Source organism: Clostridium sp. CTA-17, from assembly GCF_054767895.1.
On record NZ_BAAABF010000003.1, the window covers coordinates 60,949 to 79,476 of the forward strand.

17 protein-coding genes are annotated in these 18,528 nt (G+C 31.0%); all 17 read right to left on the reverse strand.

Features of this window, described 5'->3' with window-relative positions:
- Position 1 precedes the first annotated feature (1 nt).
- A complete protein-coding gene (locus tag ACYUCG_RS06785) occupies positions 2-955 on the reverse strand; it encodes a DHH family phosphoesterase (RefSeq protein WP_283684191.1) in 954 nt (317 codons plus the stop codon).
- 3 nt (positions 956-958) lie between these two features.
- Positions 959-1,309, reverse strand: a complete 351-nt coding sequence (gene rbfA / locus ACYUCG_RS06790; RefSeq protein WP_003449473.1) for a 30S ribosome-binding factor RbfA — start codon at positions 1,307-1,309, stop codon at positions 959-961.
- A gap of 21 nt (positions 1,310-1,330) precedes the next feature.
- Positions 1,331-3,370, reverse strand: coding sequence for a translation initiation factor IF-2 (infB, locus tag ACYUCG_RS06795; protein ID WP_003449445.1), 2,040 nt, complete (start codon positions 3,368-3,370; stop codon positions 1,331-1,333).
- A gap of 30 nt (positions 3,371-3,400) precedes the next feature.
- On the reverse strand, positions 3,401-3,703 hold the full coding sequence (locus tag ACYUCG_RS06800) for a 50S ribosomal protein L7ae-like protein (RefSeq protein WP_003459801.1): 303 nt from the start codon (positions 3,701-3,703) through the stop codon (positions 3,401-3,403).
- Entirely contained in the window at positions 3,696-3,962 is a 267-nt protein-coding gene (gene rnpM, locus ACYUCG_RS06805) for an RNase P modulator RnpM (RefSeq protein WP_011592590.1), read from the reverse strand. Before rnpM ends, ACYUCG_RS06800 begins: the two co-directional genes overlap by 8 nt.
- 27 nt (positions 3,963-3,989) lie before the next feature.
- Positions 3,990-5,090, reverse strand: coding sequence for a transcription termination factor NusA (nusA, locus tag ACYUCG_RS06810; protein ID WP_060794425.1), 1,101 nt, complete (start codon positions 5,088-5,090; stop codon positions 3,990-3,992).
- Between the two features lie 18 nt (positions 5,091-5,108).
- Positions 5,109-5,573 carry a ribosome maturation factor RimP gene (gene rimP, locus ACYUCG_RS06815; protein ID WP_003459796.1) on the reverse strand — a complete coding sequence of 155 codons (465 nt, stop codon included), beginning with the start codon at positions 5,571-5,573 and terminating at the stop codon, positions 5,109-5,111.
- Positions 5,574-5,805: 232 nt separating this feature from the next.
- On the reverse strand, positions 5,806-10,155 hold the full coding sequence (locus ACYUCG_RS06820) for a PolC-type DNA polymerase III (RefSeq protein WP_460268349.1): 4,350 nt from the start codon (positions 10,153-10,155) through the stop codon (positions 5,806-5,808).
- A 77-nt stretch (positions 10,156-10,232) separates the two neighbouring features.
- Complete coding sequence (ispG, locus tag ACYUCG_RS06825) at positions 10,233-11,282, reverse strand: flavodoxin-dependent (E)-4-hydroxy-3-methylbut-2-enyl-diphosphate synthase (RefSeq protein ID WP_060670728.1); 1,050 nt, start codon at positions 11,280-11,282, stop codon at positions 10,233-10,235.
- Positions 11,283-11,301: 19 nt separating this feature from the next.
- Positions 11,302-12,309 carry an RIP metalloprotease RseP gene (gene rseP, locus ACYUCG_RS06830; protein WP_240298532.1) on the reverse strand — a complete coding sequence of 336 codons (1,008 nt, stop codon included), beginning with the start codon at positions 12,307-12,309 and terminating at the stop codon, positions 11,302-11,304.
- Positions 12,310-12,320: 11 nt separating this feature from the next.
- Positions 12,321-13,475, reverse strand: coding sequence for a 1-deoxy-D-xylulose-5-phosphate reductoisomerase (dxr, locus tag ACYUCG_RS06835; RefSeq protein ID WP_151232614.1), 1,155 nt, complete (start codon positions 13,473-13,475; stop codon positions 12,321-12,323).
- Positions 13,476-13,817: 342 nt separating this feature from the next.
- Complete coding sequence (locus ACYUCG_RS06840; protein WP_003481766.1) at positions 13,818-14,612, reverse strand: phosphatidate cytidylyltransferase; 795 nt, start codon at positions 14,610-14,612, stop codon at positions 13,818-13,820.
- Between the two features lie 17 nt (positions 14,613-14,629).
- Positions 14,630-15,391 (reverse strand): isoprenyl transferase, encoded by a 762-nt coding sequence (locus ACYUCG_RS06845; RefSeq protein WP_460268350.1) that lies wholly within the window; start codon positions 15,389-15,391, stop codon positions 14,630-14,632.
- A gap of 64 nt (positions 15,392-15,455) precedes the next feature.
- Positions 15,456-16,013: a ribosome recycling factor gene (gene frr / locus ACYUCG_RS06850; RefSeq protein ID WP_003459781.1), complete on the reverse strand. Its 558-nt coding sequence runs from the start codon at positions 16,011-16,013 to the stop codon at positions 15,456-15,458.
- Positions 16,014-16,026: 13 nt separating this feature from the next.
- Complete coding sequence (gene pyrH / locus ACYUCG_RS06855) at positions 16,027-16,740, reverse strand: UMP kinase (RefSeq protein WP_003459788.1); 714 nt, start codon at positions 16,738-16,740, stop codon at positions 16,027-16,029.
- A 92-nt stretch (positions 16,741-16,832) separates the two neighbouring features.
- Positions 16,833-17,744 carry a translation elongation factor Ts gene (tsf, locus tag ACYUCG_RS06860; protein ID WP_003459744.1) on the reverse strand — a complete coding sequence of 304 codons (912 nt, stop codon included), beginning with the start codon at positions 17,742-17,744 and terminating at the stop codon, positions 16,833-16,835.
- Positions 17,745-17,823: 79 nt separating this feature from the next.
- The gene (rpsB, locus tag ACYUCG_RS06865; RefSeq protein ID WP_003470452.1) at positions 17,824-18,525 is read right to left on the reverse strand and encodes a 30S ribosomal protein S2; all 702 of its coding nucleotides are present in this window, start codon (positions 18,523-18,525) and stop codon (positions 17,824-17,826) included.
- Positions 18,526-18,528 lie beyond the last annotated feature (3 nt).

The following is an 18,528-nucleotide window of genomic DNA, read 5'->3' on the forward strand; positions in this document are numbered from 1 at the left end:
ATTACACCATCTCTTTTGCAAGTATTTCTAATATGTTATTTTTAGCTTCATCTATACTTACACCTTTAATAAATGCTCCTGCAGCCTTTGTATGACCACCGCCTCCAAAGTTTTCTGCAATTTTTCTAACATCTAATGTATCTTTAGATCTGAAACTAACTTTTATTCCCTCATCTACCTCTTTAAGAAGTATGCATCCTTCTACACCTTTTATTTGATTTCCTAAGGATACAACATCTGAACTATTTTGAACTTCTTCCCCGATAGAATCTATCATCTCTTTAGTAATTCTCATAAGAACTATTTTATTATTGCAAACTAGCTCCATGTCTCCTAAAACTAAAGACATTAGTTTCATTTTAGCAAAAGGCTTATTATCAAATATATTTCTATGAATTTCATCATGTTTTATATAATTAACTAATTCCCCTGCTATTATATGAGTTCTTTCAGTAGAATTTGAGTATCTAAAAGAACCTGTATCAGTTATTAATGATGTATATAGACATTTAGCTATATTTTCATTAATTTCAACCTTTAACTCCTTAAATAGCATAAATATTATTTCAGCTGTTGCAGAAGCCTCTGTATCTACATAGTTAATAGCACCATATTTATCATTTGATAAATGATGATCCATATTAACTAAAGTTCCTTTGAATTCGCTTAAATCTGCAGAAATTCTTTCAACATTTCCACAATCTAATACTATAACACAATCAGTATCTTCTGATGGCTTTATAACTTCTCCAGTTATTTCCTCAGCATAAGGCAGAAAGCTTAGGTTATCTGAGACTAGGTCTTTAGAGATAACATAAGCTTCTTTACCATAAATTCTAATGCCTTGAAGTAGTGCTAAGACACTACCTAAGGCATCACCATCTGGAGATACATGATATGTTATACCAATTTTTTTGCTTTTATTTATAATTGATATTACATCATGAAATCTCATTTTTTATTTCTCCTTGATTTTGTTTAGCAATGATTCAATATACATTGCATTATCTATAGAATTATCTTCTTCAAATAATATTTCAGGAGTACTTCTTAGCTTAACTCTGTTTCCAACTTCTCTTCTTATGAATCCAGCTGAACTTTTTAGAGCCTTTAAGCTTTCCTCTTTTTCTTCATCATTTTTAGCGAATAGGCTAACAAAAACTTTAGCGTATCTTAAATCTTTAGTAACTTCAACTTGAGTTACACTTACCATAGCTGTTAGTCTAGGGTCTTTTATTTGATTTCTTATGATATCACTTACTTCTTTTCTTACTTCTTCATTTATTCTTTTACCTCTGAAGTTAGCCATATAAATCACCTCTTTATAAAATTAAAGTTCTTTTCTTTGAACAGCTTCCATAGTATATGCTTCTATTATATCGCCTTCTTTAATGTCATTGAACTTTTCTACACTAAATCCACACTCGTATCCAGCATTTACTTCTTTTACATCATCTTTAAATCTCTTTAATGATGCTAACTTAGATTCAAATATTACAATACCTTCTCTTATAACTCTTACATCTGCATTTCTAACTAATTTACCAGTTAATACATATCCTCCAGCAATTGTTCCAACGTTAGAAATTTTGTAAGTTGCTCTTATTTCAGCAGTTCCTAATACAACTTCTTTGTATTCTGGATCTAACATACCAATCATAGCTGACTTAATATCTTCTATAGCATCGTATATTACTCTGTAAGTTTTAACTTCAACTCCATCTCTTTCTGAAGCTGCTACGGCATTATTATCTGGTCTAACATTAAATCCTATTACTATAGCGTTAGATGCAGCGGCTAATGTTATATCTGTCTCTGATATAGCACCAACAGCTCCGTGTATAACTCTTACTTTTACATCATCAGTTGATAATTTTTCTAATGATGCTTTTATAGCTTCAACAGAACCTTGAACGTCTGCTTTAACTATAACTGAAAGTTCTTTAACTGAACCTTCTTTAATTTGGCTATATAAATCTTCTAATGAAACTCTATGTGAAGTTGCGAAACTTTCTTGTCTTATTTTTTCTTTTCTAGCTTCAGCCATATTTCTAGCTGTCTTTTCATCTTTAACAACTGTGAATCTATCTCCAGCAGCTGGTACTTCTGAAAGACCTAAAACCTCAACTGGAATTGATGGGCCAGCTGATTTTATCTTCTTACCTGAGTCATCAAACATAGCTCTTATTCTTCCGTAAGTACTACCAACTATGATTGAATCTCCCATGTGTAGAGTACCATTTTGAACTAATAATGTTGCTACAGCCCCTCTACCTTTATCTAATTTAGCCTCTACAACTGTTCCTTTTGCTTTTCTTCCAGCATCTGCTTTTAATTCTTGCATTTCTGAAGTTAAAAGAACCATTTCTAATAGAGTATCTATGTTTTCTCTAGTTTTAGCTGAAACTGGTACTGCTATGATATCTCCACCCCAGTCTTCAACAACTAATCCATGCTCAGTTAATTCTTGTTTAACTCTATCTGGATTAGCACCTTCTCTATCCATTTTGTTTATAGCAACTATCATTGGAACGTTAGCTGCCTTACAGTGATTTATGGCTTCTACTGTTTGTGGCATTATTCCGTCATCAGCTGCAACAACTAAGATAACTACGTCTGTTATTTGAGCTCCTCTAGCTCTCATTGCTGTGAAAGCTTCATGTCCTGGTGTATCTAAGAATGTTAAAGTTTCTCCGTTTACTTCAACAGTATAAGCACCTATATGTTGAGTTATTCCACCAGCTTCTGTACTTGTTACCTTTGATTTTCTTATAGCATCAAGTAATGAAGTTTTACCATGGTCAACGTGTCCCATAACTGTTATAATAGGTGGTCTCTTAGCTAGGTTTTCTTCTTCTACATCAGTTTCTTCTTCGAACTCTTCTAAAGTATTCTCTTCTTCTTTTTCATAAACTGCAACCTCATATTTTTCAGCAACTTTTTCAGCTGTTTCAAAATCTATTTCTTGGTTTATAGCAGCCATTACTCCTGTGAAGATAAGAGTTTTTATAACATCATTAACTGGTTTGTTTAATTTCTCAGCTAATTCTTTAACTGTTATAGTTTTTCCGATTTCGATAACTTCAACGTCTTGTTCTAGGTTATCATCTTCGCTACCTTTTTTTCTTTTCTTTTTCTTCTTAGCAGCATTATTAACTTCTTCAGCTAATTCAGCTTCATATTCAGCAACCAATTCACTGTTTGCTTCACTTCCTGCTAAAAGTTCTTTTATTAACGCAGCATCTTCATCTTCTATAACGCTCATATGGTTTTTAACCTCAACGCCGAACTCATCCATTAATACGTTTATAAGAACTTTACTTGGAACTCTTAACTCTTTTGCCAATTCATAAACTCTTATTTTTGACATATATTCACCCCCGAAAAATTTTTAGATGAACTAATTATTATTAGAATATGACAAAAGTTTTTCTGCCATATTCTCATCAGTTACTCCTAATATATTGATTTCGCATCTACCTATACTATATCCTAACTCTTCTTTTGAAAAATTATCTATGTATGGTATATCATACTGTTCACAGTACTTAACGAATTTATCTTTTGAACGATTTGAAATGCTATTTGAGAAAATAAATAAGTAAATCTTACTTCTTTTCATTTCCTCTTCACATTTATTATAACCCTCCAAAAGTTTACCTGCTCTTTTTGTAAGTCCTAAAAAATTAAGAAATTTATCCATTTGTTATCTCATCCCTCAATCTATCATAGACTTCATCTCCAATATTAGATTGAAGATTTTTATTTAATCTTTTTGCTTTAAATGCTTTTTCTAAACATTCAACACTTTTACAAATGTAAGCCCCTCTTCCTGACTTTTTACCAGTTAAATCTACTGAAACTTCTCCTTCAGAATTTTTAACTATTCTTATCAGTTCTTTTTTAGGCTTCATTTCCATGCAACCATTGCACATTCTCATTGGAATTTTTTTAGGTTTCATCTTGTCACCTCCAAAGTCTAGAAGTTATTATTCTTCTATTATAATGTCTTCTTCAACAACAATATCTTCTTCTTGTAATAATTCTTCTGCTTTAGATTTGCTCTTTATGTCTATTTTCCAACCAGTTAATTTAGCTGCTAATCTAACATTTTGTCCTTCTTTACCTATAGCTAATGATAATTGACTATCATCCACTATAACCTTAGCTGATTTAGTTTCTTCATCAGCTTCTACACTTATAACCTTAGCTGGGCTTAAAGCATTTTCTATATACTCAGATGGAGTATTGCTCCATTTTATTATATCAATTTTTTCATTTTTTAGTTCATTAACTATATTTTGAACTCTAACACCCTTAGGTCCAACACAAGCTCCCATAGCATCTACTGATTCATCATTTGAGTAAACAGCTATTTTAGTTCTTGATCCAGCTTCTCTAGCTATACTTTTTATTTCAACTATTCCTTCATATATTTCTGGAACTTCTAATTCAAATAATCTTTTAACTAAACCTGGATGTGTTCTTGAACATAAAACTGAAGCCCCTTTAGATGTTTTCTTAACTTCAACTACATATAATTGTAATTTTTCATTGAAGTTATATTTTTCTGTAGGCATTTGTTCATTTGGTCCTAAAACACCTTCTATTTTTCCTAAGTCTACAAATACATTACCTTTGTCTTTTCTTATTACTGTACCAGGTAATATGTCAAATTCTTTTTCTGCAAATTCTGAGTAAATTACATTTCTCTCAGATTCTTTTATTCTTTGGATAACCATTTGCTTAGCAAGTTGTGCTGCAACTCTTCCAAAGTTTTTAGGTGTTACTTCTATTTCTACTATGTCATCTAATTGATAAATAGCACTAATAGCCTTTGCATCTTCTAAACTTATTTCTGTTACATCATCATAAACTTCTTCAACAACAACTTTTTGAGCATAAACATGGATTTCTCCTGATTTTTCATCACGTTTTACCTTTACATTTTGTGCAGTTGTTCCTGAATTTGAAAAGTTTTTCTTATAAGCTGCTATTATAGCATCATCTATAGTTTCTAATAAAGCCTCTACTGAAATACCTTTCTCTTTTACTATTTCAGATAATGCCCCTAGAAATTCTTCATTCATTTTTAAACCCTCCTTAAATTATATCTCCCCTTCAAGGTTCGCTGTCTTAATTTTATCTTTAGGAACTTTTATTTCATTCCCTTCACATTCAACTATTATTTCATTTTCTTGTACATCTTTAAGAATTCCTTTTACATTTTTTCTTCCACTTAAAGAACTCTTAAATCCAACAAAAACTTCTTTTCCTATAAATCTATTAAAATGCTCATCACTATGTAATCTTCTATTTAACCCTGGTGATGAAACTTCTAAGAAGTAAGCATCTTTTATTGGATCTTCTATATCAAGCATATCACTTAATGCTCTACTTACAATTTCACAATCCCTTAGAGAAATTCTCTCCTCTGGCTTTTCTATATATAATCTTAAATAATATTCATTATTTTCTTTTACATATTCAATATGATATAAATCATATCCCTTTTCTTTAACTATAGGAGCACAAAGTGCTTCAAGATCAGCTACAAGTTGTTCTTTTTTCATTATACTTCCCTCCCTTATTAAGTTTTAAATCTTATCTTTATTGTATCCAATAAAGCAAATACCTATTAATTTATATAATAATAGGTATGCAAAAACGCAACTTTATTCTAAGTTGCGTTACAAATAGAAAGAGCGGGCTTTTCTGTCCCACTCCTTTACCTCAAACTATTAGTAAAAAACTTCTACTTATATAGTAACATAGTATATTTTATATTACAAGAAATTTTTAAAATTAGCCAAACAAACTAAGTTGGTTACTTTCTTGCATTCCTTCTAGGCATCCATGATTATCTAAAGTTTCTATTACAGTCTTTGAAACCTTAGATCTAATTCTTAAATCTTCCTTTGAAATAAATTCTCCATTAACCCTACATTCAACTATACTTTTTGCAGCATTATCTCCAACTCCTTGAAGAGCATTTAATGGAGGTCTTATACCATCTTCTTCTATCTTAAACTTAGTTGCTTCTGATTTATATAAATCAACCTTTAAGAAATTCAATCCTCTTTTATACATTTCATAAGAAATTTCTAAAATAGTTAAAAGCCCTTTTTCTTTTACTGATATGTTATTTCCTAAAGAATTTAGCTCTTCCATTTTTGCCTTTATTGCTTCTTCACCCTTACAAATTAAGTCTGCATCGAAATCATCAGCTCTTACTGTAAAGTATGTTGTGTAATATGCTTCTGGATAATAAACTTTATAATATGCTATTCTAACTGCCATCATAACATATGCAACAGCATGGCCTTTAGGGAACATGTATTTTATTCTTTTACAAGATTCAATATACCAATCTGGTACATTTTTCTCTCTCATTAAAGCTTCATCCTCTTCACTAAGCCCTTTTCCTTTTCTTACCTTTTCCATTATAGTAAAGGCTGTCTTAGGAGGAAGATCTTTATACATAAGATAAACCATAATATCGTCTCTTGTTGCTATACAATCTTTTAGTGTAGTGTAACCTTCTTTAATAAAGTACTGAGCATTATTAAGCCAAACATCAGTACCATGTGAAAGTCCAGATATTCTCACAAGGTCTGCAAAACTCTTAGGTTGAGTATCCACAAGCATCTGTCTAACGAATTTAGTACCGAACTCAGGAAGTCCATAACTACCAACTTCACATCCTAATTCTTCTTTAGTTACCCCTAAGGCATCTGGTGATGTAAATAAACTTATAACCTTAGGATCATTTAAAGGTATTGTCTTAGGATCTAAGCCAGTTAAGTCTTGAAGCATTCTAAGAACGGTCGGATCGTCGTGTCCAAGTATATCAAGCTTAAGAAGTCTACCACTTATTGAATGGTAATCAAAGTGAGTGGTTATAATATCTGTGTTAACATCATCAGCTGGATGTTGTATTGGACAAAAATTATATATTTCATTGTCATTTGGAACAACCATGATTCCACCTGGATGCTGTCCACTGGTTCTTTTTATTCCAGTACATCCAATAGTAAGCCTTTCTATTTCAGCTTGAGATACAACTAATCCTCTTTCTTGAAGATATTTTTTAACAAAACCATAAGCTGTTTTTTCAGCTACTGTACCTATAGTTCCAGCTTTAAATACATATCCTTTTCCGAAAAGAACCTCTGTGTACTTATGTACAACAGCTTGGTATTCCCCTGAGAAGTTAAGGTCTATATCTGGTTCTTTATCACCTTCAAAACCTAAGAATGTTTCGAAAGGAATATCATGGCCATCCTTAATATACTTAGCTCCACAATCAGGACAATTTTTATCTGGTAAATCTGCTCCTGAACTTATAGAACCATCTAAGAAAAATTCTGATTTCTTACAATTTGGACAAACATAATGAGGTGGTAATCCATTAACCTCTGTTATATCTGACATTGTTGCTACGAAAGATGAACCAACAGAACCCCTTGAACCAACTAGGTATCCATCTTCTAAAGATTTAGCAACTAATTTTTGAGCTATAAGATAAAGCACCGCATATCCATTATTTATTATAGAATTAAGTTCTTTATCCAATCTCTTTTGAACAACTTCTGGAAGATTTTCTCCATATATGCTATGAACCTTATTCATGGTCATATTTCTTATATCTTCCTCAGCCCCCTCTATTTTAGGAGGAAATGTTTCATCTGGTATAGGTTTTACAACCTCAACCATATCAGCTATCTTCTGAGTATTTTCTATTACAACTTCCCTGCAAGCCTCTTCTCCTAAATATTCAAACTCTTTCATCATTTCATTAGTAGTTCTAAAATATAACGGGGGTTGATTATCTGCATCTCCATATCCTTGACCAGCCATTATTATTCTTCTAAATACTTCATCATTAGGATCTAAGAAATGACAATCGCATGTAGCCACTACTGGTTTATCCATTTCCTTTCCTAAATCATATATTTTTCTATTTAACTCTCTAAGTTCATCTTCATCTTTTACATTTCCTTTTCTTATAAGGAATTCATTATTTTGTATTGGCTGAATTTCTAGATAATCATAAAAAGATGCTATTTCTTTTAACTCCCCATCTGTCTTTCCTTCTAAAACTGCCTTATATAATTGACCTGCTTCACAAGCTGACCCAATTATTAATCCTTCCCTATACTCAGTTATTATACTTTTAGGCAGCCTTGGCCTTCTAGCAAAATAATCTAAGTGAGCCATAGAAACTAATTTATATAAATTCTTAATTCCAATTTGATTTTTAGCTAATATTATTATGTGATGTAGAGGAAGCTTCTTTACATCTATATTTGATAAATACTTTTCATTTAGAGTTTTAACATCATGAATATCCATTTCTTCTTTCATCTTTTTGAAAGAAAACTTTAATATCTCCGCAGTAGCCTTTGCATCATCAACGGCTCTATGGTGATTTTCAAGGCTAATTCCTAAATGTTTAGCAACTAGATTTAACTTAACCTTTTTTAAATCTGGATAAAGATATCTAGCTAAAGGGACAGTATCCATTACAGGATTCTTTAAAGTTTTTCCCATATCCATTAAGTTCTTTTTTATAAAGCCAACGTCAAAGGCAGCATTGTGGGCTACCAATACAGAATCTCCTACAAATTCCATAAATTTAGGAAGCACTTCATCTATAGTAGGCTGTCCATTAACCATATTTTGAGTTATACTTGTAAGCTCTGTAATCTTATATGGAATATTTACCTTTGGATCAACAAAAGTACTAAATGAATCTACTATTTCTCCATCCTTTAACTTAACAGCACCAATTTCTATAATCTTATCATTTTTACTTGAAAAACCTGTTGTTTCTATATCAAAAACCACATACTCATCATCAAAAGATTCCTCATGCCCATTAATAACTATAGGTGTTCCATTATCAGCTAAATATCCCTCTACTCCATAAATAACTTTTATGTTATTCTTTTTAGCCGCTATTTGAGCATCTGGAAAAGCCTGAACAACTCCATGGTCTGTTATGGCTACAGCCTTATGTCCAAACTTTGCTGCTCTCTCAACAATTTTACTTGCAACAGTTACGGCATCCATTGAGCTCATAGTTGTATGCATATGAAGTTCTACTCTTTTTTCCTCTGCTGTATCCATACGCTCTATTTTTGTAAGCTTATTTATATCCCTAGCCATTATTACAACTTCCTTAGCATAAGGGTCCATAGTAGCTTCTCCTCTTACTTTACAATAAAGACCTTTTTTAACATTTTCTAAAACATGTTCTTTATCCTTATCTCTTAAGAAGCATTTAACGGCTATAGAACTTGTATAGTCTGTTATGAAGAATGTAAGTATTATTCTACCTGTCTTAGTTTCAAAAATATCAGTTTTAAATATATCTCCTGAAATAGTAACAATTCCAGACCCCATATCTATACTGCTTATATCTATAGTATCTCCTTGAATATTTCTTCCCAGTATAGTATTTTCATTCTTAGGCTCATCTTTATAAGATTTTTTCTCATAACCGCCTTTATTGCCACCATTAGATTTATGTTTATTATCATTACTTTCCTTTTTAACAGGCTTTTCTTGAGCAGCTTGAGCTTTCATAGTTTCTATAACTTTTTTAGCTATTTCTTTGTTTTCATTTAACTTTTCATCATTGTAATTCTTATTAGCTAAACTTTCATCATATTTAACTTCTACTAAAGAATTTATTCCAAAGAATGATTTTATATATCCCTTAATCTCTCTATCTATATGTTTTTTATTAACAAAAGTACATAAAAACTCAGAACCATTTTTTATAATTATTTTTTCTCCCTCAATTACTATAGGAGAATTAAGTAAAACTTCTTTTAAAACAGGATGTTTCTCTATAATTTTTTCACAAACATGATTCCAATGCTGATCTACTACCTGCTTTAAAGTTATATCAGAAATATCTATGTAATACATAATCTCTATATTTATTTCAAAACCTATAGCTTTTTTTATATATTGTTTAATTATTTTCTTTTGTTCTTCTGATAATTGATCTTTACTTTTTATTATGGTTCTTAAAGTATTGCTTTTCTTCAACAATTGAAACTTAGTTATTTCAAACTCTAAATCATTAAGATTATCATCTGATTTTATGGATCTGTTAATCTGTTTAACAAACTCGTTACTCAAAATCTAAGCCTCCTTTGAATTTTATTTTAATTTATCCCTATACGACATAAAGAAGGGATATTAATCCCTCCTTTAAATTATATTGTTTCTATTATCTTTATAAGCTCTTCAACTAAGTCTTCTTCTTTTACTTTTTTAATTATTTCACCTTTTCTAAAGATAAGCCCTTCGCCTTTACCTCCAGCTATTCCAATATCTGCCTCTCTTGCTTCTCCTGGTCCATTTACAACACAGCCCATTACTGCAACCTTTATGTTTTTCTTGCAAGAGCTTAGTCTTTCCTCTACTTCTTTAGCTATGTTTATTAAGTCTATTTGAGTTCTTCCACATGTAGGACATGATATAAACTCTATTCCTTCTTTTACATATCCAAAGTTTTTAAGAATTTCTTTACCTACTTTTATCTCTTCAACAGGATCTCCAGTTAAAGAAACTCTTATAGTATCACCTATTCCTTCTGCAAGTAAAGTTCCTATTCCTATAGCAGATTTTATTGTTCCTCTCCAAGGTGTACCAGCCTCAGTAACCCCTAAGTGAAGAGGATAATTTGTTTTTTGTGAAGCTATTCTATAACTTTCTATCATAGTTTCAACATTTGATGATTTCATTGAAATTACTATATCATGAAAATCTAACTCTTCTAATATTTTAACATGTTCTAATGCACTTTCAACTAGGGCATCTGGGGTAGGTTTTCCGTATTTTGCTAAAAGCTCTTTTGATAATGACCCTGAGTTAACCCCTATTCTTATAGGAATATTTTTTTCTTTACAAGCTTTTACTACAGCTTCTACCTTTTCTCTAGATCCAATATTCCCTGGATTTATTCTTATTGCAGAAACTCCATTTTCTATTGCTTTTAAAGCTAATCTATAATCAAAATGAATGTCTGCAACTAGTGGTATATTAATTTTTGCCACTATATCTTTTATGGCACAAGCTGCATCCATATCTAAAACTGCACATCTAACAATATCACATCCAGCTTCTTGAAGCTCTTTTATTTGTTTAACTGTAGACTCTACATCTTTTGTATCTGTATTGGTCATAGATTGAATGGAAACTCTAAAATCTCCTCCAACATATATGTTTCCAACCTTAACCTTTCTAGTTTCTTTTCTATTCACTATTAATTCCTCCAAATTTCTATAGTATCGGGAATATTATATCTTTTATAGTTACTAATACCATAAGTCCCATAAGGAGCATGAATCCAACGGTATTTACAGCTTCAATATATTTAGCAGGTATTTCTTTTCTAATTATCATTTGAATAAGCTCTATAAATATTCTTCCACCATCTAAAGCTGGGAATGGTAAAAGGTTAAATACTGCTAATTGAACACTTAAAAATGCCATAAACCATAAAAGAGTATTTGCTCCTGCTTTTGCTGCTTGCCCTGACATTTTAATTATTGTAACAGGACCTCCTACATCAGTTTTTAAATTTGCTTCTCCTGTAACAATAGTCTTTAATGCAATAAATGACTGAGATACAAGACTTCTTGTTTCATTAAATCCTTGCTTTATTCCTTGAAGCAAAGTAGGTTTTTCAACTAAAGCATAGCTTATTCCAACTTGATACACTCCACTCTCATTTAAAATCGGCTGTACTGTTTTTGTTAAGACATCATTGCCTCTTTTTATTTCTAATTCAACTGGATTTCCCTTAGCTAAAGCTAATCCCATTCTAAAATCATCAGTTGTATGAATTTTGTTTCCATCTATTTTTAGGAATTCATCTCCCTGTTCAATTCCTATTTCTTGCGCTGGTGAATTAGGTACTACACTTGCTACTTTATTTTCTGCAAATCCAGAACTCATAGCTAGCCCAATAAATATTATAAGGGCTAATACATAATTCATAAATGCCCCTGCTCCCATAACAAGTATTCTTTGAATAGGAGTTTTTGCATTTAAGCTTCTTGAATCATCACTTTCATCTTCTTCACCAAGCATTTTAACAAATCCACCAAAAGGAAGGATTCTTAAGTTATATTCTGTTTCTCCAACTTTTACACCAAAAAGCTTTGGACCCATACCAATAGCAAATTCCTCAACATAAATCCCATTTAATTTCGCCACAATAAAATGTCCAAGCTCATGAACTAAGATTAAAGCACTAAATGCTAATAAAGCAAAAATTATATACACCCTTTTCCCTCCTAGTTATATTTTTCATATATATACTGTCTTACTTCTTTGTCTAAATTTATTACATTATCAAGAGTAACCTCTTTGTTGTAATCAAAAGTATTCATACACTCTTCTATTATCTCTGGTATTTGCAGATATGTTATCTTTTTATTTAGGAATAGTTCAACACATACTTCATTTGCACCATTTAAGATTGTTGGCATAAGCTTTCCTTTTTCTCCTGCTTCATAAGCTAATTTTAAGCATTTAAATGTATCTAAATCTGGCTTTTCAAAAGTTAACTCTCTAATCTTAAATAAATCTAACTTTTCACTAATATTTCCTTCCCTATTTGGATAATTTAAAGCATATTGAATTGGTAATTTCATATCTGGTACACCTAATTGAGCTATAACTGCTCCATCAGTATATTGAACCATAGAATGTATTATTGATTGTGGATGAACTACAACCTCTATATCTTTATAAGGACAATCAAATAACCAATGAGCTTCTATAACTTCTAATCCCTTGTTCATTAGAGTTGATGAATCTATTGATATTTTTTGACCCATATTCCATTTTGGATGCTTAAGAGCTCTTTCTGGAGTTACTGATTTTAAATCTTCTATAGTAAATCCTCTAAAAGGCCCTCCAGAAGCAGTTAAAAGTATTTTATCAATTTTGTTATGAGCATTTCCTTGTAATGATTGGAATATAGCACTATGCTCTGAGTCTACTGGAAGTATTTTTACTCCATTTTCTTTAGCTTCTCTCATAACAAGTTCACCTGCTACTACTAAAGTTTCTTTATTGGCTAAAGCGATATCTTTTCCTTTTCTTATAGCTTCCACAGTTGGTTTTAATCCAATCATACCGACAACAGAAGTAACAACTATATCAATTTCATCTAAAGTAGCAACTTTAACTAAGCCTTCCATACCATAGATAACTTCACACTTTAATCCTTCGCTTTTTACTAAATCTACAAGCTTTTTATAAGATTCTTCGTGATTTATTGCAACGTATTTAGGTGAAAACTCTTTTATTATATCCAATGTTAATTCTATATTTCTATTAGCTGTTATGCCAACTAATTCAAAATCTTCTTTATGAAATCTTAATACATCTAAAGTTTGAGTTCCTATAGAACCAGTTACCCCTAGTATAGATATTCTCTTCATATTCTTTCCTCCTAAGTTCTTCCTTAAACATAATAGACTAAAATTATCTACTTAGCCTATTATATTATTTTATATCATTATATCTCTAAATACAATAATATACATTTATTATGTTTTCTTTTAACAGAAAGTTATCTACTCATTGATAAATCTTTTTCTTTTAAACTATTCCCACCTTTATAAATATCTCTACATAATAAATATACTCAAGTTATTACTTAATATTCTATGAATAATCTTATATTTTTCTTTTTAAGTTAAATATATAATAAAATTTTTATGCCTACAAATAAATATAAATAAAATTTTTTATAAAAAAAATGCTTTAGAAAATCTAAAGCATTAAAATTTTAAGACAAGTGTTAAATAGAAGAATACTATTGTTCCAGCAAATAATATACTGTCAAATCTATCTAATATTCCACCATGTCCTGGTATTAAATTACTATAATCTTTTATTCCTGCGTATCTCTTTATTGATGAAGCAACTAAATCACCAAATTGACAGAATACTCCACATAATATACCTATTATAAAATAATGATATACAGGTATTAAAGAGAAACTATTAAATATTATTATACCAAATATTCCACAAGCTAATGTACTTCCTAATATTCCTCCTATAGAACCTTCTATAGTCTTCTTAGGACTAACCTTTGGACATAATTTGTGTTTACCAAAGAATCTACCTGAATAGTATGCAGCAGTATCACAAAGCCATGATGATAGGAATATTAACCAAACTAGGTATTGTCCACCTTCTTTGATGTTTACTAAATGTATGAAGCTAAAGAAAACTCCTACATATATAAATCCTAAAATAGTAACTGCAACATCTATAAATGTATATTCAATATCAAGTATAGGAACACAAAGTAATATAAATGTAGCTATTATTATTAAAAATGATAACATTTCAAAATTATTTGAAGTTAAGTAATATAATATTAATAATATATATCCCCCTATGGAAATAGGCTTTAATTTTGCTACTTTAACAGTTTTATAATATTCATATAATCCTGCAAAAGAAAGAGCAATAGTAAATAGCTTAAGCCAAATTCCACCTAGGAATATAAAAGCAATAAATGGAGCCATTATAAGTGCGCCTAGATATCTGCTATTAGATTTCACCCAAATCACCTCATTATTTATTTAATTCCACCAAATCTTCTATCTCTATTTTGATAATCAAAAATAGCTTTTCTTAAATTTTCACCATTAAAATCTGGCCAGTTTATTTGAGAATACCAAAATTCTGAGTATGCACATTGCCATAATAAGAAGTTGCTAAGTCTTTGTTCTCCACTTGGTCTTATTATAAGATCTGGATCTGGCATTCCTTTAGTATAAAGATAGTCATTAAACATATCTTCGTTTATATCATCTATACTTATTTTGCCCGCTTTAACATCTTCTATTACAGATTTTATACCTCTAACTATTTCATTTCTTCCACCATAATTTAATGCTAAGCTTAAAACTACTCCAGTGTTATCTTTAGTTTTTTCCATAGCCCAAAGTATAGCTTTTTTAGGTTCTTCTGGGAATCTTGATAAATCACCTATAGTTTGTACCCTTACTCCGTTTTGATGAAGTTCATCAATTTCATTTTTTATAAATTCAACAACTAACTTCATAAGAGCATTAACTTCATCTTCTGGTCTTTTCCAGTTTTCAGTAGAGAAAGCATATAAAGTTAAATATTTCACTCCTAATTTATCGCATTCTTTTACAATAGTTTTTATAGTCTTAACCCCAGCTCTATGTCCCATAGTTCTTGGAAGACCTCTTTTTTTTGCCCATCTTCCATTACCATCCATTATTATGGCAATATGCTTTGGCATTTTATCTTCAATTAGAACTATTTCTTCTGAATCTTCATTTCCTTTTTTACTAAAAAAATCTAACATAGAAGGTTCCTCCTTATAATTCAATTATAAAATAAAAAACCTGCTAAAGAGCAGGTTTTTTAAATTAAATTGACATAATCTCTTTTTCTTTAGCTGCCACTATAGTATCTATTTCTTTAACAAACTTATCTGTTACTTTTTGGATGTCATCTTCACCCTTTTTCATTTCATCTTCAGTTATAGTTCCTTCTTTTTTGAAGTTTTTAACTTTATCATTTGCATCTTTTCTTATAGATCTTATAGCAACCTTAGCTTGCTCTCCAACTTTTTTAACGTTCTTAACTAAATTTTTTCTAGTTTCTTCAGTTAATTCTGGAACTAAAAGTCTTATTATAGTACCATCATTGTTAGGGTTTATTCCTAAATCTGATTTTAAGATAGCTTTTTCTATTTCTTTAAGCATTGGTTTTTCCCAAGGTGTTATAACTAATAATCTTGGTTCTGGTGATGAAACATTAGCTACTTGATTTAAAGGACACATGCTTCCATAATACTCAACTTGAATTCTATCTAACATAGTTGGGTTAGCTCTTCCAGCTTTCATTGTAGCTAATTCTGAATTTAAAGAATTTATAGTTTTATTCATTTTTTCTTCTGATTTTTTTATAACGTCCTTAATCATTTAAAACTCCTCCTTATTTTTTGCTTACTATTGTTCCTATATTTTCTCCTAAAACAACTCTCTTAATGTTTTCAGGATTATCTAAAGCAAATACTAATATAGGGATGTTGTTGTCCATACAAAGTGATGTTGCAGTTGAATCCATTACTTGTAATCCTTGCTCAAGTACTTCTATATATGATAATTCATCATATTTTTTAGCATCATCGTATTTATGTGGATCTTTATCATAAACTCCATCAACCTTTTTAGCTAATAATATTACATCAGCTTCTATTTCAGCGGCTCTTAATGCTGCTGCTGTATCAGTTGAAAAATAAGGGTTTCCTGTTCCTGCTCCGAATATTACTACTCTACCTTTTTCTAAGTGTCTCATAGCTCTTCTTCTTATATATGGCTCTGCTATTTCCTTCATTTCTATAGCAGTCTGTACTCTAGTGTCTACTCCTAAAGATTCTAATGAATCTTGAAGAGCTAAAGCATTTATTGAAGTAGCTAACATTCCCATATAGTCAGCAGTAGTTCTATCCATGCCTTCTCCACTTCTACCTCTCCATATGTTTCCGCCACCTACAACTGCGCCTACTTCTATTCCCATATCTACAAGCTCTTTTACAGCCTTTGCTATGTTCATTGCTATGTTAAAATCTATTCCAAAACCATTTTCGCCTGCTAAAGCCTCACCTGATAACTTAAGCATAACTCTTTTGTATTTACAAGTTCCCATCTTAAACCTCCAAAACGCTGAATTCTCTATTTTTGTTAATTTTTTATATCTATATTCTAAAAAAAGAGAACACAATGTGTTCTCTTATGTTATTATTTTCCGCCCATTTTAGCTACTTCTTCAGCGAAGTTTTCTTCTTTCTTTTCGATTCCTTCTCCTCTTTCGAATCTTACGAACTTAGTTATAGTTATTGGAGAACCTACTTCTTTTGATTTTTCTTCTAATAATTTAGCGATTGATTTGTCGCCATCTTTTACCCAAGCTTGATCTAAAAGACAAACTTCTTTACAGTATTTTTTGATTCTTCCCATTACCATCTTATCAACGATGTGCTCTGGTTTACCTTCGTTAAGAGCTTGAGCTCTGTATATTTCTTTTTCTTTTTCTAAAGATTCTTGATCAACATCAGCTTCTGATAAGAATAGTGGGTTAGCAGCAGCTATTTGCATACAAACATCTTTAGCAACTTCAGCTAATACTGGTGATGAAGCTTCACATGCTAATTCAGCCATAACACCTATTCTTCCGCCACCGTGGATGTAGCTTTGAACTAATCCGCTTTCAACAGAGAATCTTTCGAATCTTCTTACGCTCATGTTTTCACCGATCTTAGCGATTAACTCAGTTAAAACTTCTTGAACAGTTTTATCTCCGTCTAATTTTTCTGCTAATAATTCTTCTACAGTGTTTACATTTGAGTTAGCAACTAATTCTGCTACTCTTCCTGCAAATCCAACGAATTCTTCGTTTAAAGCAACGAAGTCAGTTTCACAGTTGATTTCAACTATTGAACCTTTTTTCATATCTTCTGATACGTAAGTTTTAACGATACCTTCAGCTGCTACTCTTCCAGCTTTTTTAGCTGCAGCTGCTAATCCTTTTTCTCTTAAAACTTCAACTGCTTTTTCCATATCTCCATTAGTTTCAGTTAGCGCTTTTTTACAATCCATCATTCCTGCGCCAGTTCTTTCTCTTAACTCTTTAACTGCTTTAGCTGTTATCATTGAAATTCCTCCTGACTATTTAATTAAAAGGTAAACGAAGCAGAGAGCCTCATCTACCTTTTCAGTATTTATCTTAATATTACTCTGCTAATTGCTCGCCTTGTCTTCCTTCGATTATAGCGTCTGCCATTTTACCAGCTATTAATTTAACTGCTCTTATAGCATCGTCATTTCCTGGAATTACGTAGTCAACTTCTTCTGGATCACAGTTAGTATCAACTATAGCTACTACTGGGATTCCTAATATTTTAGCTTCTGCTATTGCATTCTTTTCTTTTCTTGGGTCAACAACGAACATAGCTCCTATGTTTGAAGCGTCTAATTCTTTGATTCCGCCTAAGTTTCTTTGTAATTTTTCTCTTTCAAGTTTTAACTTGATTACTTCTTTCTTAGGTAAAACGTCGAATGTTCCGTCTTGTTCCATTTCATCTAATTTGTTTAATCTGTTTATTCTTGTTTTTATAGTTGTGAAGTTAGTTAACATTCCTCCTAACCATCTGTGGTTAACGAAGTACATGTTTGATCTTTCAGCTTCTTCTTTAACAGCTTCTTGAGCTTGTTTTTTAGTTCCAACGAATATTACGTCTTTACCAGCTTCTGATACTTCTCTTATAAAGTTGTAAGCTTCTTCAGCTTTCTTTACAGTTTTTTGTAAATCGATTATGTATATACCGTTTCTTTCTGTAAAGATGTAAGGAGCCATTTTAGGGTTCCATCTTCTTGTTTGATGTCCGAAATGAACACCAGCTTCTAATAATTGTTTCATTGAAATTACTGACATTAT